Below are 19,415 nucleotides of genomic sequence, written 5' to 3' on the forward strand. Positions count from 1 at the left end.
TTTCAGGGGGCGATGGGAAGCCCATACGGAGCTTCCGCCCGAATCGACGCATGTTCCCGTAATGTCCTCTTCTGACGATTCCAACTCCCTGTTCTCGCTGTTCGGCGACGAGCCCCAGCCGCCGGCCAAGGCTGCCCAGCCTGCGCCGACGCCGGCTCCGCGCGCCCCTGCCCCGCCGCCGCCTGCCCCGGCTGCAGCGACATCGGGCGGCTACACCGCCAGCGACATCGAGGTGCTGGAGGGGCTGGAGCCGGTCCGCAAGCGACCGGGCATGTACATCGGCGGCACCGACGAGCGGGCCCTGCACCACCTGTTCGCCGAGGTGCTGGACAACTCGATGGACGAGGCCGTGGCCGGCTTCGCCAAGACCATCGAGGTCAAGCTCGACGCCGACGGCTTCCTGTCGGTCAAGGACGACGGCCGGGGCATGCCGGTCGACCCCCACCCCAAGCACCCGGGCAAGTCGGCGCTGGAGGTCATCATGACCGTCCTGCACGCCGGCGGTAAGTTCAGCGGCAAGGCCTATGAAACCTCCGGCGGCCTGCACGGCGTCGGCGCCAGCGTCGTCAACGCCCTGTCGGAGCTGGTCGAGGTCACCGTCTGGCGCGACGGTTTCGAGCACCTGCAGGTCTTCTCGCGCGGCAAGCCCCTGGGTCCGGTCGAGAAGATCGGCCCCAGCAAGAAGCGCGGCACCATGGTCCGCTTCAAGCCCGATGACGAGATCTTCGGCGAGGGAACCAATTTCAAGCCGGCGCGTCTGTACCGCATGGCCCGCTCCAAGGCCTATCTGTTCCGTGGCGTACAGATCAAATGGTCCTGCGCGGCCGAGCGCATCCAGGATCAGACCCCGGCCGAGGCCGTCTTCCACTTCCCCAATGGCCTGGCCGACTTCCTGGCCGAGCGCACCAAGGGCCTGGAAACTGTCACCCCCGAAAGCTTTGCCGGCCGCATCGAGCGCCAGGGCGAGGCCGGGGCCGTCGAATGGGCCATCGCCTGGACGCCACGCGGCTTCGGCGAGCATGACGGCTTCATGCAGTCCTACTGCAACACCGTTCCCACCCCCGAGGGTGGCACCCATGAGAGCGGCCTGCGCGCCGCCCTGACCCGGGGCCTCAAGGCCTATGCCGAGCTGAAGGGCGAGAAGCGGGCGGCGATCATCACCGCCGACGACGTCATCGCCCAGGCCGGGGCCCTGATTTCCGTGTTCATCCGCAATCCGGAATTCCAGGGCCAGACCAAGGAAAAGCTGTCCTCCTCCGAGGCCCAGCGCTTCGTCGAGGCCGCCCTGCGCGACCCGTTCGACCACTGGCTGACCGCCTCGCCCAAGAGCGCCCAGGCCCTGCTCGACTTCGTGGTCGAACGGGCCGAGGAACGCCTCAAGCGCCGCAAGGACAAGGAGGTCCAGCGCGCCAGCGCCACCCGCAAGCTGCGCCTGCCGGGCAAGCTGGCCGACTGCGCCGGCGGCGCGGTCGACGGGGCCGAACTGTTCATCGTCGAAGGCGACAGCGCCGGCGGCTCGGCCAAACAGGCCCGCAACCGCAAGACCCAGGCCATCCTGCCCCTGCGCGGCAAGATCCTCAATGTCGCCTCGGCCACCGGCGAGAAGATGAGCGCCAACAAGGAGCTGTCAGACCTGATGCTGGCCCTGGGGGCCCAGGGCGGCAACAAGTATCGCGAGGAAGATCTGCGCTACGAGCGGATCATCATCATGACCGACGCCGATGTCGACGGCGCCCACATCGCCTCCCTGCTGATCACCTTCTTCTACCGCACCATGCCCGAGCTGATCCGCGGCGGGCACCTGTTCCTGGCCCTTCCGCCCCTCTATCGCATCAGCCATGGCGGCAAGAGCGCCTATGCCCGCGACGACGCCCACAAGGACGAGCTGCTGGCCACGCAGTTCAAGGGCAAGAAGCCCGAGATCGGCCGCTTCAAGGGCCTGGGCGAGATGATGGCCGCCCAGCTCAAGGAAACCACCATGGACCCGGCCGTCCGCACCCTGGCGCGGGTGACCCTGCCGCGCTCGGAAGAGGCGGTGGAGTCCCTGGTCGAGACCCTGATGGGCCGCAAGCCGGAACTGCGCTTCCGCTTCATCCAGGAAAACGCCGAGTTCGCCGCGGCGGATCTGGACGTCTGATCCTGATCCTCCCCTCCGGGGGAGGTGGCCCGAGGGGCCGGAGGGGGCCATCTGGGCGAAGGCCACATTAGCCCCCTCAGTCGCTCCGCGACAGCTCCCCCAGAGGGGGAGCAGCTACAGCTCCACGCCCCCACGCGATCCCTCGCTGAGGTTCTGGAAAGGGTCGCGGAGCGTCCGGACCACGTCCGGATGAGAGATAGAAAATACCGTTTCGACGAAGCCGAGCGCTCCGCGCGACCGTTATCCGCCAGCCTCCCGCCAGGTGGCCCTGTTGAGGCCTTACCGGGACCCGGATCCCGCCGTTTCCAGCGCGTTCCGGCGGTCGAAGAGGACGGGCTTACAGCCAGACACGCCCTTTTGCCTTCAACCACGCCGACGGCGGGCGGGTCTGGCCAGCAACCAGATCCCCGGACACGCTTCAGTATCCCCCTGAAGCCCAGCCCCGCTCGATCACCCCCCGCCGCCGCAATGGTCGCTGGCCCTGCGCCCTTTCCTTGCGACGAGGTGGGTCAAGAATACGGCAGGTTTGGGCGCGTCGGATTGGCGCGATGGTTGTTTTTGCAGGGCGTTGATCGGGTTGAGCTTTTCCCTGAAAGCCCCGGGGATTGATTGGTCTCTATCCCCGCACTTGCCCCCTACGGATCGCTTCGCGATCGTCTTCCCCCGGAGGGGGAAGATGGGTTCGCGTGTTTCATCTTCCCCCCGCAGGGGGGAGGACGACCGCGTAGCGGTCAGGAGGGGGCCAGCGGCGTTGGCCGGGGGAGCGCGGCCCCCTCCTCCCGCATCCGGTAGGCCATCACCGCCGTCACGCCCAGGTGCTCGACCAGCCGCCAGTTGACGATGGCCCCGACCGGAGCGCCGACCACGGGCAGCAGCTGGGCCAGCTTGGCCAGGTCGATATGGTCGCGATACTGCTGCTGGAAGGCCCGCCAGTCGAAGGCCTCGAGGCTGGCGGGACGCTCCCCGCGCCGGGCGTTCCAATCGTCCATGGAGGCCAGCACCCGGGCCCGGTGCCCGGCGTCGGAAAAGGCCAGCTCGAAGATGTGCAGGATGTAGAGCCGCTCATCGAGGTCAGTGCCGTCATGGCCGAAAATGGCGGCGATCTCGAACAGCAGCTTGATCTTGAAGCTCATCAGCAGCGGAAAATCCGCCGCCGCCGCCAGAAAGCCCCCGGCTCCGGTGATCCCGCCCTCGACACTGGCGGTCTTCTTCCAGCCGTCGATGGCCGCGGCGGCCTTGGCGCGCTTTTCGTCCAGGCTCAGGCCGTGCTGCGGCGAGCCGGTGGCGAAGTCGGCCCCGGTCAATATGCCCCGCGTCAGGCCCTCCATGGCCGTGGTGATGGTGGCATGGACCTTTTCGGGGATGATCTGGTTGATCCTCACCTGGGCCTTGCGCGCAAGGCCGCCGAGCGGGCCGGCGGGCTTGGTCATCTGGGCGCGCCAGGCGGCGAGGTCGGGGGGTGGGTGTTGCATGGGTGAGATATAGGGCCCCCACACCACTCCCCATACCCCAGTCATTCCCGCCCTTGTGGCGGGAACCCCTGTTTCAGCTTGCACGTGAGGCGCAAGCGAAGTGCGCGCGCACTTCGCCCCTTCTGCACCTGCAGCGGCGCGAGGGGTTCCCGCCACAAGGGCGGGAATGACGGGAGTATTTGGAAGCGTAGAATACCCCCATGACCGACGCCCAAAGCCTGACCCTGGTCCGCGCCCTGCACACGGTGATCTATGTCGTGATGGCCGGCGCCAGCCTCGTCGTCCTCTATGCCGGGATCACCGGCGCGCACGGCCCGTGGCTGTGGGTGGCGGTCGCTCTGGTCGCCGTCGAGAGCGCGGTCTTCGCCGCCTTCGGCCTCAAATGCCCCCTGACCGCCATCGCCGTGAAGTACGGCGCGACCAGGGACGGGGCTTACGACACCTTCCTGCCGGAGCGGATCACCCGCTGGACCTTTGCGGTGTTCGGGCCGGTGATCTTGCTGGGGTTTGGGTTGTTGGCGGTGCGGTGGGGACTCTGATGGTCCCCCATCCACACCCCGCCCCACTCCATCCCCACCTTCCCTCCCCGCCCCACTCGCCCTGACGCCCCACCCGGCCTATACCAAACCATCCCGTAACCACGCCGGACCCCTCGCGTTTGTCCCGTCAGTTCAGACTGCCGCTGCACAGCCCGCCATCGTTTGCACGGGAGCACTTTGCCGTGTCGCCGACCAACGCACTGGCTCTGGCGGCCCTGGACACCTGGCCCGGCTGGGTCGAGGGACGGTTGGCCCTGATCGGCGAGGCCGGGGCCGGCAAGACCCATCTGGCGCGCGACTGGGCCCTGAAGGCCGATGCCTTGGTGATCGAGGCCGCCAATCCCCTGTCGGAGCCGGTCGACCTTTCGGCCCTGCGCGGCCGGGCCGTGCTGGTCGATGATGCCGACCGCCGGGCCGAGGGCGGGCACCTCGATGACGAGGCCCTGTTTCACCTGATCAACATGGCCGGGGTCGACGGCGGCACGCTGCTCCTCACCGGCCGACTGGCGCCAGTGGCCTGGGACTGCGCGGTGCCGGACCTGCGCTCGCGGCTCAATGCCACCAGCGTCGCCCGCATCGACGAGCCCGACGACATCGTGCTGGAGGCCGTGCTGCGCCGGGCCTTTGCGGCCCGGGCCATGACCCCGGCCGAGGAGGTCTATCCCTATCTGCTGCGCCGCATCCCCCGCTCGTCCCTGGAGGCCATAGCCGCCGTCGACCTGCTGGACGAGGCCGCCTCGGCCGAGGGCCGGGCCATCAGCCGGTTGCTGGCCGGTCAGGTCCTGGCCTTTGACGCGGATGAGGCGGAGGACTGAGGGGGCACTCCAATAGGGCTGTCATCCCGGACGAACGCGCAGCGTGAAGATCCGGGACCGACGCCTGAGCCCTGCGCTCCCGGCGGTCCCGGATCTGCGCCCGGCCTTCGCCGGGCCTGTCCGGGATGACGTGCCTGGTTTGTGGGCACGCCCCCGCTGTCTTGCCCCTGTCACCTGCCGCGTTCACCATGTGCGAACACAGTTCGCCTATGGTTGCCCGCATGACTGACGCCGCCGCCCTGCCGACCGCCGCCAACGAAACCGCCGCTCCAGCCGGGCCGCACGACGTCACCTGCCGCCTCGACATGGCACTGATGGCCTCGCCGGAGCGGTTCATCAATCGCGAGACCTCGTGGCTGGCCTTCAATGAGCGGGTGCTGGAAGAGAGCGCCAATCCGCGCCATCCGCTGCTGGAGCGCCTGAGGTTCCTGTCGATCTCGGCCAACAACCTCGACGAGTTCTACATGGTCCGCGTCGCCGGCCTGAAGGGTCAGGTCCGCGAGGGCGTGCGGGTGATCAGCCAGGACGGCCTGACGCCCGGCGAACAGCTGGCCAAGATCAATGCCTCGACCAGCGACCTGATGGCCGAGCAGCAGAAGATCTGGCGCGAGATCCGGGCCGAGCTGTGGGCCGAGGGCCTGAAGCTGCTGGATGCCAAGGACATTGTCGGCGAGGACTGGGTCCGGGCCGAGGAGCTGTTCCTGACCCGGATGTTCCCGGTGCTGACGCCCCTGGCCATCGACCCGGCCCATCCGTTTCCGTTCATCCCCAATCTCGGCTTCTGCCTGGCGCTGAAGCTGCGCCGGATCGCCGACGACAAGCACCTCTATGCCCTGGTGCCGGTGCCCAGCCAGGTGCAGCGGTTCTGGGAACTGTCCAGCGTGATGACCCGCGGCAAGAAGCGCCAGCGCAAGATCGTCGCCCTGGAAAGCTTCATCATCCTGTTCCTGGATCACCTGTTCCCCGGCTATGAGGTCGAGGGCCTGGGCCTGTTCCGCCTGATCCGCGACAGCGACCTCGAGATCGAGGAAGAGGCCGAAGACCTGGTGCGCGAGTTCGAGGCGCGGCTGAAGAAGCGCAGGCTGGGTCAGGTGGTGCGGGTCAAGATGCAGACCACCATGCCGGAGGACCTGCGCGAGTTCATCATCGAGGGCCTGCGGGCCGAGGCCGAGGATGTGGTGCTGGTGGAGGGCAAGCTGGGCCTGGCCCAGATGAGCGAGCTGATCCCGCCTGACCGTCCCGACCTGAAGTTCAAGCCCTATAATGCGCGCTTCCCCGAGCGGGTGCGCGACCATGGCGGCGACTGTTTCGCAGCGATCCGCGAGAAGGACATCCTGGTCCACCACCCCTTCGAGAGCTTCGATGTGGTGGTGCAGTTCCTGCGCCAGGCGGCCCGCGATCCCAATGTGCTGGCGATCAAGCAGACCCTTTACCGCACCTCCAAGGACAGCCCGATCGTGGCGGCCCTGATCGAGGCGGCCGACAACGGCAAGAACGTCACGGCCCTCGTCGAGATCAAGGCCCGCTTCGACGAGGAGAACAATCTCAAATGGGCCCGCGACCTGGAGCGCGCGGGCGTCCACGTGGTGTTCGGCTTCGTCGACTGGAAGACCCACGCCAAGCTGTCGGTGGTGGTGCGGCGCGAGGGCGATGCCCTGCGGACCTATTGCCACTTCGGGACCGGCAACTATCACCCCCAGACGGCCAAGGTTTATACCGACCTGTCGCTGTTCACCTGTGATCAGGCCCTGGGCCGGGACGGCGGCAAGCTGTTCAACTTCATCACCGGCTATGCCCAGCCCTCGGGCCTGGAGAAGCTGAGCTTCTCGCCCGAGACCCTGAAGCCGGATCTGCTGAGGATGATCGCCCGCGAGGCCGAGAACGCCCGGGCCGGCAAGCCCGCAGGCATCTGGGCCAAGATGAACTCGGTGGTCGATCCGCAGATCATCGATGCCCTCTATGCCGCCAGCCAGGCCGGGGTCTCGATCGATCTGGTGGTGCGCGGCATCTGCTGCCTGCGTCCGGGCGTGAAGGGCCTGTCGGAAAACATCCGGGTCAAGAGCATCGTCGGGCGGTTCCTGGAACATGCCCGCATCGTCGCCTTTGCCAATGGGGCCACCCTGCCCGGCCCGCAAACCCGCCTGTTCATCAGCTCGGCCGACTGGATGCCCCGCAACCTCGACCGCCGGGTCGAGACCCTCGTGCCGGTCGAGAACCCGACCGTGCACCAGCAGGTGCTCAGCCAGATCATGGTCGCCAATCTCAAGGACGAGGCCCAGAGCTGGAACCTCAAGAGCGACGGCGACTATGTCCGTAATCCGGCCTGGGACAGGAAGGGAGCCTTCTCGGCCCACGACTATTTCATGACCAATCCCAGCCTGTCGGGGCGCGGCCACAAGGTGAAGGATCTGCCCATGGCCTTTGACCATGTGGGACCAAGGCGCGGCTAGGGCCGCGGGCCTTGAAGCGCCTCGCCGCTCTGGCAGTCCTGGGCCTGGCCGGCTGCGGCCCTGCGCCCGCGGAACAGGCCGAGATCTGCGCCATCCTGGCCGCGCCCGGCGTGCCCGGCCTTGACCGGATCGGCGACGGCGGCGCCCTCGCCCCTGTGGACCGGCAGTTGCAGGCCAAGGGCAAGATCTATGGTCCGGGACTGCGTCTGGGCCAGATCCGCTCCTGGGGCCGCTGTCCGACCCACGCCCCGACGGTCGAGATGCTGCTGCTCGACGGGAATCACGCAGCCACCAAGGGTGGGTTGCGGGCCGACGGGGCGCAGAAAACCTTCGGCACCTGCTTCTACGTAAGGACCGAAACCCGCTGGCGCTTGCTGGCCTGCCGGATTAATGGCGCGTCCTGACCTGTTGCAGCGATTTTCTTCCGGCCCCGCTTTCTCCTGCGGCCGAATAGGCTAAACCACGCCCATGCCTTTCCCGGCGCCGCGCGACGCGGCTGTGATCGATATCGGATCCAACTCGGTGCGCCTCGTGGTGTACCGGCTGGAAGGCCGCGCCATCTGGACCGTGTTCAACGAGAAGGTGCTGGCGGGCCTGGGCCGGGACCTCGGCGACCATGGCCGCCTGTCGCCCGAGGGCGTGCAGCAGTCCCTGGCGGCCCTGAAGCGTTTCCGCGCCGTGCTGGAGGCCGTGGCCCCGGCCGAGATCTTCGTGGTCGCCACCGCCGCAGCCCGCGAGGCCAGCGACGGGCCTGACTTCGTCGCAAGGGTCAAGGCCGAGACCGGCCTGAGCGTCCGGGTGCTGTCGGGCGAGGAAGAGGCCCATTACGCCGCCCTGGGCGTCCTGGCCGGCGCGCCCTCGGCCACCGGGGTCGTCGGCGACCTCGGCGGAGCCAGCCTCGAGCTCGTCCGACTGGAAACCACCGGCGCGGGCCTCGGCGTCACCCTGCCCCTGGGCCCGTTCAGCCTGGGCCTGTCGGAGGGCTTCGACGGCGAGCGCGTGCGACGGCTGTGCGCCCAGCGCCTGGCGCCCGTGGCCAGCGCTTTCCGCACCGACACCTTCCATGCGGTCGGCGGAGCCTGGCGCAACCTGGCCCTGCTGCACATGCGGCTGTCAGGCTACCCGCTGCATGTGGTGCACCAGTATGAAATGAGCGCCAGCGAGGCTCTCGATGCCGCCCGGCTGGTCTCGCACCAGTCCAGGGCCTCGCTCGAGCGGATCGAGGGCATGAGCAAGAAGCGCTCGGAAACCCTGCCCTATGCTGCGGTGGTGCTCGAGAGCCTGATCGATAGCCTGGCGCTCAAGCGGATCGAGATCTCGGCCTTTGGCGTCCGCGAAGGACTGCTGTTCGAGGCCATGCCGCCGCGCACCCGGGGTCTGGACCCGCTGATCGAGGGCTGCGCCTCGCTCGGCGCCCGACAGGGCGTCGCTGACGAACTGGGCCAGGGCCTCAATGCCTGGCTGGCCCCGGCCTTTACCAGCCTGCCGCCGCTGTTCGAGGGCGGGCGGGACGAGGTGCTGATGTCGGCCGCCTGCCGCCTGGCCGATCTCGGCGCCCGGCTGCATCCCGACCATCGCGCCGACCTGGTCTTCGAGCAGGTGCTGCGCGCGCCGATCGCCGGCCAGGATCACGCCGAGCGGGCCTTTCTGGCCACTGCCGCCTATGCCCGTCACTCCACCGCCTTCGACCCGCCCGAGATCGAGGTGCTGCATCGCCTGCTGAGCCCCCTGCGGCTGAAGCGGGCCCGGGCCCTTGGCGCGGCCATCCGCCTCGGCTGCGACCTCTCGGGACGCAGCGCGCCCCTGCTCGCCCGCTCACGGCTGATGATCGACAGGACCCAGCTGACCCTCACCGCAGAGCCCGGCTATGCCGACTTGCTGCTGGGGGAACAGACCAGCAAGCGTGCCGGCACGGTCGCCCATCTGCTGGGCCTGAAGTTGAAGATCTCAACATCCTAAACAAGATGTTGCTGAGTGTTAGACGTGCTTAATGCAGTCTAAATCTACCCATAATGCAAACGAGGCCGAATGACGCAGTCAAACTGCTGTCGTTTGAGCATAATTTGTTAGCTTCACTTCGCTAGCGTGTCTGTAACGACATAAGGAGGCCAGTGATGCTGCAGCGTAAAGTGGACTACCTTGACGCTATCGCGCCCAACCCGCGCAAGCGTCCTGATCTACGCCTCGCCAATGATAATGATGCGCCGGTGGAAAGTGCTGCGCACAGTCTCCAGCATGAAATCGGCCGGGTCTTTGCCCAGGAGTCGACCTGGTCGGTCCGACGCACCGTCGCGATCGCCATCGTCTTCCATGTCAGCGTCCTGGTCGCCCTGGGTCTCGCTGCCGGCGGCGCGGTCCTGCCCCACTAACAGTCTTTGCCTCCCTGGCCTCGCGCACCGCAAGGCCAGGGGGTCCGACGCCCGCCCCGGCCTGGCGCGAACATTGTCGATCATTGGAAGGGCCCAAACTGGATCTTGGGCCAGTTCTCCCGGGACGCCACCGCCAGCAGGTCGGCGAGAACAGCAGAGGCTGGAGCAGAGCCCTCTGATCCTGCCAGGGCAAGCATGAAGCACGCCCCTTCGCCCGGACGGCTTTCCGCCGCCAGGCTTCTCCAAAAGACAGATCAGGGCATGGCCAGGCTAGGTCCTTGGTCAGCAAGGCCGATAGCAGGCCGCCCATGGCGCAGCAGGGTCACTAAACTGCCCGCAGCCTAAACTTTACTCGCTATGGCTTGAACGCCCGGCGGACGCACGCCTCAGGCTTCAGAGTCCGCCTTGGGGGCCCGTCGAACTTCCACGACCCGCACCCGGGCACCATCCAGCACCAAGGCCAGCTCACCACGTTTGATCTTCAGGGCGTCAGCCCCGAAGGCGTCGCGGCGCCAGCCCGCCAGGGCGGGGGTACTGGCATTGTCGTCGGCGGCGATCTTTTCCAGGTCCGAAACGGTCGCGATCAGTTTCGACGCGACGCCGGCTTCCTCGGCCCGGGCCTTGAGCAAGACCTTCAGCAGCTCGACCACGGCCCCTGCCGACGGCGGGTGCGCGGGACCGGCCTTTTCCAGAACGGGCGCATAGCCTTCAGGATCTGCCAGGGCCGCCTTGATGGCCGCCAGCAGGTCCGGGCCAAACTTGCTGCCGCCGAAGCCCTTGGGCACGCCACGCAAGGTGTTGAGCCCGTCCAGCGTGGTCGGTGCCTGGGTGGCCAGCTCGTCGATGGCCTCATCCTTCAGGATGCGGCCCCGCGGCTGGTCCCGTTGCTGGGCGGTGCGTTCGCGCCAGGCGGCGACCGCCTTGAAGACTGCCAGATATTTCTGCGCCGTCTTGCGCGGCCGCAGTCGGCGCCAGGCCTTTTCCGGATCGACATCGTAGAAGGCCGGATCACACAGGGCCTGCATCTCTTCCTCGACCCAGGCCAGCCGTCCCGCGTCCTCCAGACGCTGTCGCAGCATCGGATACAGCGAGGCCAGATGGGTGACATCGGCCAGGGCATAGGTCAGCTGGGCCTCAGACAGGGGACGCCGCGCCCAGTCGGTAAAGCGGCTGGACTTGTCGAGCTCGATCTTCAGCATCTGGCGGACCAGGGCGTCATAGGCGATCTGCTCGCCAAACCCGGCGGCCATGCCGGCCACCTGGGTGTCGAACAGTGGTCGGGGCATGGCCCCCAGATTGTTGAAGATCTCGACGTCCTGACGGGCGGCGTGGAACACCTTGAGCACACGCTCGTCGCGCATCAGATCCAGCAGGGGCGTCAGGTCGATACCCTCCGCCAGCGGATCGATTACGGCCTCGACATTGGGGGCGCCAACCTGGATCAGGCAGAGCTTGGGCCAGTAGGTCGTCTCACGCATGAACTCGGTGTCCACGGCGACAAAGGGCTGACCCTGCAACTCATTACAAAACGCCGCCAGCGCGGCGGTAGTGGTTATCGGCTTCATCGGCTGCTAATAGCCTCGCGCACCCCCGAGTCTGCAAGCGTCAAGCAGCCCCGGGGCGCAGATTTCCGCGAATTGAAGGCGCGTTGGCGTCCTCAACTAGACCAGAGCAAGCGAATGAGCGATCAGCAGAGCGGCCTCACCTACGCCCAGGCGGGCGTTGATATTGATGCCGGCAACGCCCTGGTTGAAGCGATCAAACCCCTGGCCAAGGCCACGCGCCGCCCCGGTGCCGATGGCGGCCTGGGCGGTTTCGGTGCCTTGTTCGACCTGAAGGCCGCCGGCTACGACGATCCCCTGCTGGTTTCCACCACGGATGGCGTCGGTACCAAGCTGCGGATCGCCATCGACGCCAAGATGCATGGCTCGGTCGGCATCGATCTGGTGGCCATGTGCGTCAACGACCTGCTGGCCCAGGGGGCCGAACCCCTGCTGTTCCTGGACTATTTCGCGACCGGCAAGCTGGACCTGGCCACCGCCACCAGCGTGGTCGCGGGCATTGCCGAAGGCTGCAAGCTGGCCGGCGCGGCCCTGGTCGGCGGCGAAACCGCCGAAATGCCGGGCATGTACAGCGACGGTGAATATGACCTGGCCGGCTTCTCGGTCGGTGCCGTCGAGCGCGACGGTGTCCTGCCCAAGCTCGACAAGCAGAGGGCCGGCGACATCATCATCGGCGTGGGCTCTTCCGGTCCCCATTCCAACGGCTATTCGCTGGTCCGTCGGGTGGTTGAGCGCTCGGGTCTGACCTGGGACGCCCCGGCTCCCTTCGAAGACGGCAAGACCCTGGCCGAGGCCCTGATGGCCCCGACCCGGATCTATGTGAAGTCGATCCTGCCCCTGCTGCAGTCAGGCCGCGTCAAGGGCGGGGCCCACATCACGGGCGGCGGCCTGATCGAAAACCCGCCACGCTGTATCGCCCAGGGCCTGGTTCCCGAGTTTGACTGGAACGCCTGGCCCCTGCCCCCCGTGTTCGCCTGGCTGCAGGAGGTCGGGGGCATCTCGGATCACGAACTGCGCCGAACCTTCAACTGTGGCGTCGGCTTCATTCTGGTGGTGGCGTCCAGCGATGCCGAACCCGTGCTGGCCGCCCTGCTCAATGCCGGCGAGGACGCCTTCATCTGCGGCCAGCTGGTCGCGGGCTAGGTTTGGGCCCTCTCCCCTTGCGGGAGATGGATGGGGTGGACCTGATGGCCTCGAAGACCAAGGTGGCTGTTTTCATCTCCGGGCGGGGCTCCAACATGGAGGCCCTCGTCCGATCGGCCCAGGCCGGGGACTGCCCGTTCGAGATCAGCCTGGTCCTGGCCAACAAGCCGAAGGCCGGCGGTCTTGCCACGGCCCAGTCGGCCGGGATCGAGGCGCTTTGCGTGGACCAGAAGCCGTTCGGCAAGGACCGCGAGGCCCATGAACGCGCCATAGACACCGCCCTGCGGTCGCGGGGCATCCAGGTCATCGCCCTGGCGGGCTATATGCGCATCCTGACACCCTTCCTGGTCGATGCCTGGGCCGGACGGATGCTGAACATCCACCCTTCCCTTCTGCCCGCCTATCCGGGCCTGGACACCCATGCCCGGGCGCTGGCCGCTGGCGAGGCCGAGGCCGGTTGTACCGTCCACCTGGTCACGGCCGGGGTCGATGAGGGGCCCATCCTGGGCCAGGCCCGCGTGCCCATCCTGCCCGGCGATGACGAACACGCCCTGGCCCTGCGGGTCCTGGAGCAGGAGCACAGGCTCTATCCCCAGACCCTGGCCAGCTTCTGCCGGGGCCTAGGCTGAAGCCTTCTCGAAACGATAGCGGGCCACCGCCAAGGCCGTGACAACCAGGGCCGCACCCCACAGGGCCATGACGCCAAACTTCAGATAGGCCGCCGCACCGAGGGCTCCGCCGAGGGTCAGGCCGGTCCAGAGCAGGCAGAACGGGACCCAGGCCCAGCGGTCACCGCCAGTCAGCGCCGCAGCGATCCTTTGGCCGGCTTTGACCAGGGCCCCGGTCATATAGGTCAGGCCGACGCCGACATCGCCATTGCGCTGGAAGACCGCGTTCTCGGCCCCCATGGCCAGGACCATCGCCGCAACGCCCGGGCCGTCCAGCCCCATCATGATCAAGATCGCAGCGCTGACCAGCAGACCGGCCACCAGAGCCATGACCGCGGACCGTCGGTCTTCGCCTACCCTTCGGGCGACAAGCGCGCCCAGCACCACCCCGGCCACAAAGAGGCCGATCAGACCCAGGGCCGTCAGGGCCGCCGCGACATGGCCGGTGGCCAGGCCCACACCCAGTCGCGTCGAGTTGCCACTCATGAACGACACAAAGAAGCCGCCCAGCTTCAGGAAACCGATGGCGTCGACATAGCCGGCCACGCCGGAAAGAGCCGCCGCAAGGGCTACGTCACGCCCGGCATAGTCCTTCAAGGTGAGCCTCCGTGAACAGGCTATCCCGCCTGGGCCCAGCCGCACCCGATCTGTGACGCAAATGGGGCGGACCCGGCGAGACCGAATGTCGCGCTTCGAATTGGTAACCATCCAGGGTCAGGGAGTTGTCACTATTCGGGGTCAGAATGGCGGTCATGGAATCGCTCCTGCCCCAACTGACCGAGACGATCGCCCAGAACAGCCTCTGGGCGGGGCTGGCCCTGTTCGTCCTGACCCTGCTGGAGGCCCTCCTGCTGGTCGGACTGCTGATCCCCATCGTTGCTGTCATGGTCATGGCTGGTGCCCTGGTGGCCCAGGGTGTTCTGCATCCGGTCGAAGCGATCCTTTGGTGCAGCGCCGGGGCGATCATCGGTGACGGCCTGTCCTATCTGCTCGGCCGGGGTCTTGGAGCCCGGCGGCTCGCCAACGGCCTGCTGGCCGGTCACCGACGGCTGCTGGCCCGCGCCAAGCTGGTTTCGCGGCGGCATGGGATCATTGCCATCGCCCTGGCACGCTTCATGGGCCCGGTTCGCCCGTTCATTCCGATCGTGGCGGGCATGACCCGCTCTCGGCCCTGGGCCTTCCAGGCCGCCAGCGTCCTGACCGCCCCGCTCTGGGTCATTGCCATGCTGGCCCCGGGCTACATGGCCGCCCGAAACCTGCACCTGCTGACGACAGACCCTGTCGCCGGCGTCGCCCTCGGGACCGGCCTTCTGCTGTTGGGGCTCCTGGCATATCTGGGCTGGAAGCGCCTGTTTCCCGTTGCCGGACGCGGCTTGCGCCCCGCCTGAACGAAAAAGGCCGGAGCTTTCGCCCCGGCCTGATCGGTGTGCAAGGGCTGGAAAGCCTTAGCCGACGATCTGGTCTTCCGTGAAGAACTGGGCGATCTCGATCGCGGCGTTCTCCAGGCTGTCCGAACCGTGGACCGAGTTTTCGCCGATCGACAGGGCAAACTGCTTGCGGATGGTGCCCTCGTCGGCATTGGCCGGGTTGGTGGCGCCCATGACTTCGCGATAGCGCGCGACGGCGTTGTCGCCTTGCAGAACCTGAACCACGACCGGCTCGGCGGTCATCTGGCCGACCAGTTCGCCGTAGAACGGACGCTCGGCGTGCACTTCGTAGAACTTCTTGGCTTGGGCATCGGTGAGATGCACGCGGCGCTGGGCGACGATGCGCAGGCCGGCGGCCTCGATCACCGCATTGATGGCGCCGGTCAGGTTGCGACGCGTGGCGTCCGGCTTGAGGATCGAGAAGGTGCGTTCGGTCACGAAGATATCTCACACATAAAGTTGTGAATTGGGAGGTTGCGGGCTTATAGCCGGGCGCTTCCTCCCCGCCAACCCGCCGCGTAGTCGTCCTTACAAATGCTTCAGATCAAAGACCTGACCTTCAACGCCTGGGGACGGAAGTTTTTCGACCATGCCAGCGTCAGCCTGCCGCCGGGGGCGAAGGTGGGTCTGATCGGCCGCAACGGCGTGGGCAAGTCCACCCTGTTCAAGCTCATCCTGGGCCAGCTTGCCGCCAGCGACGACGAGATCAGCCTGCCCAAAACGGCGCGCATCGGTTCGGTCGACCAGGAGCACCCCGCCACGCCGGTCTCACTCCTGGCCACGGTGCTTGAGGCCGACGAAGAACGTCACAGCCTTCTGACCCGGCTGGAGGACGCCCCGCCCGAGGAAATGGGCGAGATCTGGGCCCGCCTGATCGAGATCGACTCCGATGCGGCACCGGCCAAGGCTTCGGAAATCCTGTCGGGCCTGGGCTTCTCCCAGGATGACCTGCAGAGGCCGATGGCCGAGTTCTCGGGGGGCTGGCGGATGCGCGTCGCCCTGGCCGCCGCCCTGTTCGCCGAGCCGGACATGCTGCTGCTCGACGAACCGACCAACTATCTCGACCTCGAAGGCGCCCTGTGGCTGGAAGCCCGGCTCCAGAAGTACCCGCACACCGCCCTGATCGTCAGCCACGACCGCGAACTGCTCAACAACAGCTGTACCCACATGCTGCACCTCGCCGGCGGCAAGCTGGAGCTCTACACTGGCGGCTACGACGATTTCGAAAAGCGCCGGGCCGAGAAGGCCCGCCTGCAGCTCTCGGCCAAGGCCAAGCAGGATGCCGAGCGCGCCCACCTGCAGTCCTTCGTCGACCGCTTCAAGGCCAAGGCCTCGAAGGCGGCCCAGGCCCAGTCGCGAATGAAGCGGCTGGCCAAGATGGAGCCCGTCGCGACCACGATCGAGGAGCGCGTCGCGCCCTTCACCCTGCCCTCGCCCCCCCGCCCCCTGCCGCCACCGCTCATCCGGCTGGAGCGGGCCAATGTGGGCTATGAGCAAGGCCGGTCGATCCTCAAGAACCTCAACCTGCGCATGGACCTGGACGACCGGATCGGCCTGCTGGGCGTCAATGGCGCGGGCAAGTCGACCTTCGCCAAGATGATCGCCGGGGCCCTCGGCGTGCAGTCCGGCGAGTTCCACCGCGACCGAAAGATGAAGGTCGGCTGGTTCCACCAGCACCAGATCGAGGCCATGGATCCGGACGACACCCCGCTGGAAATCATCCGCCGGGCCATGCCGGACGCCTCGGAATCCTCGCGGCGCTCGAAGCTGGCCCAGTTCGGCCTGGGCTTCGACAAACAGGAGACCACGGTCGCCAACCTGTCCGGCGGCGAGCGGGCCCGTCTACTGCTCAACATGGTGGCGATGGATGCGCCCCACATGCTGATCCTCGACGAGCCGACCAACCACCTGGACATCGACAGCCGCCGGGCCCTGCTGGACGCGCTCAATGACTATGAAGGCGCGGTCATCCTGATCACCCACGACCGCTCGCTGATGGAACTGGTCGCCGACCGCCTGTGGCTGGCCGCCGACGGCACGGTCAAGCCGTTCGACGGCGACATGGACGACTATGCCAGGTTCGTGCTGGATCGCGCCAAGCAGGCGGTCAAGCCGACCCAGGTCGCCCGGGATCCGGCCAAGCCGGACGTTCCCGCCGCCCCGCCACGCAAGACCGTCGCCATCGAGCCCCTGAAGCGCAAGATCGAGGCCGCCGAGCAGGTCGTCACCCGCACGACCCGCCAGGTCGCCGAATTCGACGCCCAGCTCGCCGACCCCCAGCTCTACAAGAACCCCACCAAGCTGGCCGAACTGACCAAGCGTCGTGAAACGGCCAAGTCAAAGCTCGACGAAGCAGAGGCGACCTGGATGACCCTGGCCGAGGAACTGGCCGAGGCCGAAGCCTGAGCCTCAGCGCATCTAGGCCGCCACCATGGCCGCCGAGATTGCACCGACCAGGGACGCGACCGTCATCGGCTTGGATACCGAACCGTCAAACGGCACTCCGGGCGGGCCCGAGCTGACATCGGCCGAGAAGGCGATGATCGGGCAATGGGCGCTGGGCCCCGCCCCGCTGCGGATCCTTTCCGCCGCCTGGACGCCGTCGAGGCGAGGCATGCGCAGATCCATCAGGATGACGTCAAAGGTCTCGCCTTCGGCGGCGCTGACACCCTCTTCGCCGTCTGCCGCCTCGCTGACCTTGGCCCCGAAGGCCTCCAGGATCGTCCGGACCAGTTCGCGATTGGTCGCATTGTCATCGACCACCAGCACCCGGCAGGCCGGAGGCAGAGTCAGGACAGGCTCCTCACCCTCCGACAGGCCGTCAATCGGTACGGGCGCGCTGAGGTCGAACCGGAAACAGGAGCCTTCCCCCAGCCGGCTTTCAACGCCGATCTGACCGCCCATGGCTTCCACCAGCCCCTTGGAGATCGCCAGCCCAAGGCCAGTGCCACCATGCTGGCGACGGATCGAGGCGTCGACCTGGGAGAAGCGCATGAACAGCAGCTTCATGTCTGTCTCGGCGATGCCCTGGCCAGTATCCCTGACCGCCACCGAAAGCCTTTCGGTGTCCGCTGCATAGCCGAGACTCAGGGTCACCCCACCGGCCTCGGTGAACTTGATGGCATTGCCGATCAGGTTGAGCAGGACCTGCCGCAGGCGCTCGGGATCAAGCCAAAGCTGGTCCGGCAGGGCCTCAAACCCCTCGCTGGTCAGGGCCAGACCCTTGTCGGACGCCTGCAGGCTGAAGATATCCAGAGCCTCGCGCGCCAGTTCCGCCACAGCCACTGAACGCGGCCGGATCTCCATCTGGCCGGCCTCAAGCTTGGAAAAGTCCAGGATGTCATTGATGGTCGCCAGAAGCGACCGGCCGCCATCGACGATCCGGCTGACATGACGGCGCGTTTCGCTCGCCAGGTTCGGCTGCTCGTCGACGAGATTGGCAAAGCCGATCACGGCCGTCAGGGGCGTGCGCAGCTCATGGCTCATATTGGCCAGGAACTCGCCCTTGGCGGCCGCGGCGGCCTCGGCGGTGGCGCGGGCTTCGCGCAGCTCCTGCTCCAGGGCCTTGCGCGCGGTGATGTCACGGACCACGTCGGTCAGGCCGATCTTCTTGCCGCTGACGGGATCCAGGGCCAGTGTCGGTCGTGATTCCAGCCAGATGGGCGTGCCATCCTTGCGAAAGGCCAGATACTCAATGCGGTCGGGATAGCCTTCGCTTCGGCCTTCAACCCGCGCCTGGCTGATAGAGACCACGGCCTTCACATAGTCTGGGTGAACGAGCTCGATCGGACGCCCGCCGGTCAATTCTTCGGCCGTATAACCGAGCACGGCGACGACGGAGGGCGACATATAGGTCACCCGACCGGCAAGGTCGCTGTGGACGATCACATCGAGGGCATTCTCGGTCAGCAGCCGATAGCGCGCTTCACTGCGGGCGACGGCTTCGCTGGCCTGGGCCATGCGATCGAGGATATCGCGCCTTTGTCGCTGATAGGCGGCTACCGGCAGGCTTACGAAGATCGACACGGCCAGAAAGGCCTGGAGGATGATCGACTGTTCAGAGGTCGAGCCGTGGATCAGATGGATGGGGCCGAGGCCGGCCATGGTGAAGACGACAGCGATCATGGCGACCATGGCCGCCCCGATAACGCCCCCCAGAATTTCCAGCCGCGAAGCCACCAGCAGCATCACCGGCGGAACCACGAACAGTAAGGGATAACGACTCTGGGCGAAGACAACCGTAGTGACCAGAAGTAGGGCCGCAAGGGCCACCAGCCCCTCGCGGGTCACACTGCGCTCGGCGAGATTGGCCCTGGCCCGGACCAGCACCAGAATACACGGCGTCACGGTCAAAACGCCCAGAATGTCGCCCAGAACCCAGATGGCCATATTGGTCCAGATCTCGCCACCCCGGGTCACCGTATGCAGGAGCGAGGCAATAACCCCGGTCACCAGGGGCACAGCAAAACCGGCCAGGCCGACAAAGCCGATCATATGCCTGGGCAGACCCAGGTCTATGTCCCGTCCCAAAAATCGGCGGGTAGACCAGGCGCAAAGCCAGATCTGAACAATGTTGCTCGGGGCTAGTACAAGATTGACCAGCAGGGAGTCGCCGGCATGGGCCCCTGCCAACAGCGCCCCGGCCAGGGCCGCAGCCAGCATCCAGGGCCAGCGCGACGTATTGACCGCGAGTAGGCAGGCGAGGACGAAGCCGTTGGACAGCCAGATCGGCGTCACCTGCCCGTAGGCGCGGGGCACCTCGACACCGACATAGGCGAGCAGGGCAAATCCCAGCCCCGCAATCAGCGAGGCCAGCGCGGTGCGCCCCATCTC

The 19,415-nt window shown here is 67.0% G+C and carries 16 protein-coding genes; 11 read left to right on the forward strand and 5 right to left on the reverse strand.

All coding sequences use genetic code 11. The features are described 5' to 3' along the window. Nucleotides 1-61 precede the first annotated feature (61 nt). Nucleotides 62-2,137 (forward strand): DNA topoisomerase IV subunit B, encoded by a 2,076-nt coding sequence (gene parE, locus ACW17U_RS08310; RefSeq protein ID WP_492055504.1) that lies wholly within the window; start codon nucleotides 62-64, stop codon nucleotides 2,135-2,137. Nucleotides 2,138-2,868: 731 nt separating this feature from the next. On the opposite strand, the gene ACW17U_RS08315 is transcribed toward parE, so the two are convergent. Next, nucleotides 2,869-3,609: an EcsC family protein gene (locus ACW17U_RS08315; protein ID WP_492055505.1), complete on the reverse strand. Its 741-nt coding sequence runs from the start codon at nucleotides 3,607-3,609 to the stop codon at nucleotides 2,869-2,871. Nucleotides 3,610-3,809: 200 nt separating this feature from the next. Here ACW17U_RS08315 and ACW17U_RS08320 point away from each other — a divergent pair, with 200 nt between their 5' ends. From ACW17U_RS08320 to ACW17U_RS08345, 6 genes are all read left to right on the forward strand, one after another. Then, on the forward strand, nucleotides 3,810-4,148 hold the full coding sequence (locus tag ACW17U_RS08320) for a hypothetical protein (protein ID WP_492055506.1): 339 nt from the start codon (nucleotides 3,810-3,812) through the stop codon (nucleotides 4,146-4,148). A 119-nt stretch (nucleotides 4,149-4,267) separates the two neighbouring features. Then, nucleotides 4,268-4,963 (forward strand): DnaA regulatory inactivator HdaA, encoded by a 696-nt coding sequence (gene hdaA / locus ACW17U_RS08325; RefSeq protein WP_492055507.1) that lies wholly within the window; start codon nucleotides 4,268-4,270, stop codon nucleotides 4,961-4,963. Nucleotides 4,964-5,184: 221 nt separating this feature from the next. Continuing rightward, on the forward strand, nucleotides 5,185-7,413 hold the full coding sequence (locus ACW17U_RS08330; RefSeq protein WP_492055508.1) for an RNA degradosome polyphosphate kinase: 2,229 nt from the start codon (nucleotides 5,185-5,187) through the stop codon (nucleotides 7,411-7,413). Nucleotides 7,414-7,424: 11 nt separating this feature from the next. Further along, nucleotides 7,425-7,817, forward strand: coding sequence for a hypothetical protein (locus tag ACW17U_RS08335; protein WP_492055509.1), 393 nt, complete (start codon nucleotides 7,425-7,427; stop codon nucleotides 7,815-7,817). Between the two features lie 64 nt (nucleotides 7,818-7,881). Further along, on the forward strand, nucleotides 7,882-9,372 hold the full coding sequence (locus tag ACW17U_RS08340; protein ID WP_062146283.1) for a Ppx/GppA phosphatase family protein: 1,491 nt from the start codon (nucleotides 7,882-7,884) through the stop codon (nucleotides 9,370-9,372). A 152-nt stretch (nucleotides 9,373-9,524) separates the two neighbouring features. Then, entirely contained in the window at nucleotides 9,525-9,782 is a 258-nt protein-coding gene (locus ACW17U_RS08345; RefSeq protein WP_166504191.1) for a hypothetical protein, read from the forward strand. Between the two features lie 386 nt (nucleotides 9,783-10,168). Here ACW17U_RS08345 and rnd read toward each other — a convergent pair whose 3' ends face one another. Further along, nucleotides 10,169-11,347 (reverse strand): ribonuclease D, encoded by a 1,179-nt coding sequence (rnd, locus tag ACW17U_RS08350; protein WP_492055510.1) that lies wholly within the window; start codon nucleotides 11,345-11,347, stop codon nucleotides 10,169-10,171. Nucleotides 11,348-11,461: 114 nt separating this feature from the next. On the opposite strand from rnd, the gene purM reads away from it, so the two are divergent. Next, nucleotides 11,462-12,487, forward strand: coding sequence for a phosphoribosylformylglycinamidine cyclo-ligase (gene purM, locus ACW17U_RS08355; RefSeq protein WP_062146275.1), 1,026 nt, complete (start codon nucleotides 11,462-11,464; stop codon nucleotides 12,485-12,487). Nucleotides 12,488-12,531: 44 nt separating this feature from the next. Next, nucleotides 12,532-13,116 carry a phosphoribosylglycinamide formyltransferase gene (gene purN, locus ACW17U_RS08360; protein ID WP_492055511.1) on the forward strand — a complete coding sequence of 195 codons (585 nt, stop codon included), beginning with the start codon at nucleotides 12,532-12,534 and terminating at the stop codon, nucleotides 13,114-13,116. On the opposite strand, the gene ACW17U_RS08365 is transcribed toward purN, so the two are convergent. Beyond that, the gene (locus ACW17U_RS08365; protein ID WP_492055512.1) at nucleotides 13,108-13,752 is read right to left on the reverse strand and encodes a YoaK family protein; all 645 of its coding nucleotides are present in this window, start codon (nucleotides 13,750-13,752) and stop codon (nucleotides 13,108-13,110) included. The genes purN and ACW17U_RS08365 overlap by 9 nt on opposite strands. Before the next feature lie 155 nt (nucleotides 13,753-13,907). Here ACW17U_RS08365 and ACW17U_RS08370 point away from each other — a divergent pair, with 155 nt between their 5' ends. Next, nucleotides 13,908-14,543, forward strand: a complete 636-nt coding sequence (locus ACW17U_RS08370; RefSeq protein WP_492055513.1) for a DedA family protein — start codon at nucleotides 13,908-13,910, stop codon at nucleotides 14,541-14,543. Between the two features lie 57 nt (nucleotides 14,544-14,600). Here ACW17U_RS08370 and ndk read toward each other — a convergent pair whose 3' ends face one another. Then, the gene (ndk, locus tag ACW17U_RS08375; protein ID WP_062146266.1) at nucleotides 14,601-15,020 is read right to left on the reverse strand and encodes a nucleoside-diphosphate kinase; all 420 of its coding nucleotides are present in this window, start codon (nucleotides 15,018-15,020) and stop codon (nucleotides 14,601-14,603) included. Between the two features lie 96 nt (nucleotides 15,021-15,116). Here ndk and ACW17U_RS08380 point away from each other — a divergent pair, with 96 nt between their 5' ends. Then, complete coding sequence (locus tag ACW17U_RS08380) at nucleotides 15,117-16,988, forward strand: ABC-F family ATP-binding cassette domain-containing protein (RefSeq protein ID WP_492055514.1); 1,872 nt, start codon at nucleotides 15,117-15,119, stop codon at nucleotides 16,986-16,988. A 12-nt stretch (nucleotides 16,989-17,000) separates the two neighbouring features. On the opposite strand, the gene ACW17U_RS08385 is transcribed toward ACW17U_RS08380, so the two are convergent. Continuing rightward, nucleotides 17,001-19,412: an MASE1 domain-containing protein gene (locus ACW17U_RS08385; RefSeq protein WP_492055515.1), complete on the reverse strand. Its 2,412-nt coding sequence runs from the start codon at nucleotides 19,410-19,412 to the stop codon at nucleotides 17,001-17,003. Nucleotides 19,413-19,415: the final 3 nt, after the last annotated feature.

It is taken from the genome of Caulobacter sp. AVps16, from assembly GCF_058681455.1.

Coding starts and splice junctions, on each gene's coding strand:
- parE (WP_492055504.1), top strand. CDS start 62: ATGTCCTCTTCTGACGATTCCAACTCCCTGTTCTCGCTGTTCGGCGAC.
- ACW17U_RS08315 (WP_492055505.1), bottom strand. CDS start 3,609: ATGCAACACCCACCCCCCGACCTCGCCGCCTGGCGCGCCCAGATGACC.
- ACW17U_RS08320 (WP_492055506.1), top strand. CDS start 3,810: ATGACCGACGCCCAAAGCCTGACCCTGGTCCGCGCCCTGCACACGGTG.
- ACW17U_RS08330 (WP_492055508.1), top strand. CDS start 5,185: ATGACTGACGCCGCCGCCCTGCCGACCGCCGCCAACGAAACCGCCGCT.
- ACW17U_RS08340 (WP_062146283.1), top strand. CDS start 7,882: ATGCCTTTCCCGGCGCCGCGCGACGCGGCTGTGATCGATATCGGATCC.
- rnd (WP_492055510.1), bottom strand. CDS start 11,347: ATGAAGCCGATAACCACTACCGCCGCGCTGGCGGCGTTTTGTAATGAG.
- purM (WP_062146275.1), top strand. CDS start 11,462: ATGAGCGATCAGCAGAGCGGCCTCACCTACGCCCAGGCGGGCGTTGAT.
- purN (WP_492055511.1), top strand. CDS start 12,532: ATGGCCTCGAAGACCAAGGTGGCTGTTTTCATCTCCGGGCGGGGCTCC.
- ACW17U_RS08370 (WP_492055513.1), top strand. CDS start 13,908: ATGGAATCGCTCCTGCCCCAACTGACCGAGACGATCGCCCAGAACAGC.
- ACW17U_RS08380 (WP_492055514.1), top strand. CDS start 15,117: ATGCTTCAGATCAAAGACCTGACCTTCAACGCCTGGGGACGGAAGTTT.
- ACW17U_RS08385 (WP_492055515.1), bottom strand. CDS start 19,412: ATGGGGCGCACCGCGCTGGCCTCGCTGATTGCGGGGCTGGGATTTGCC.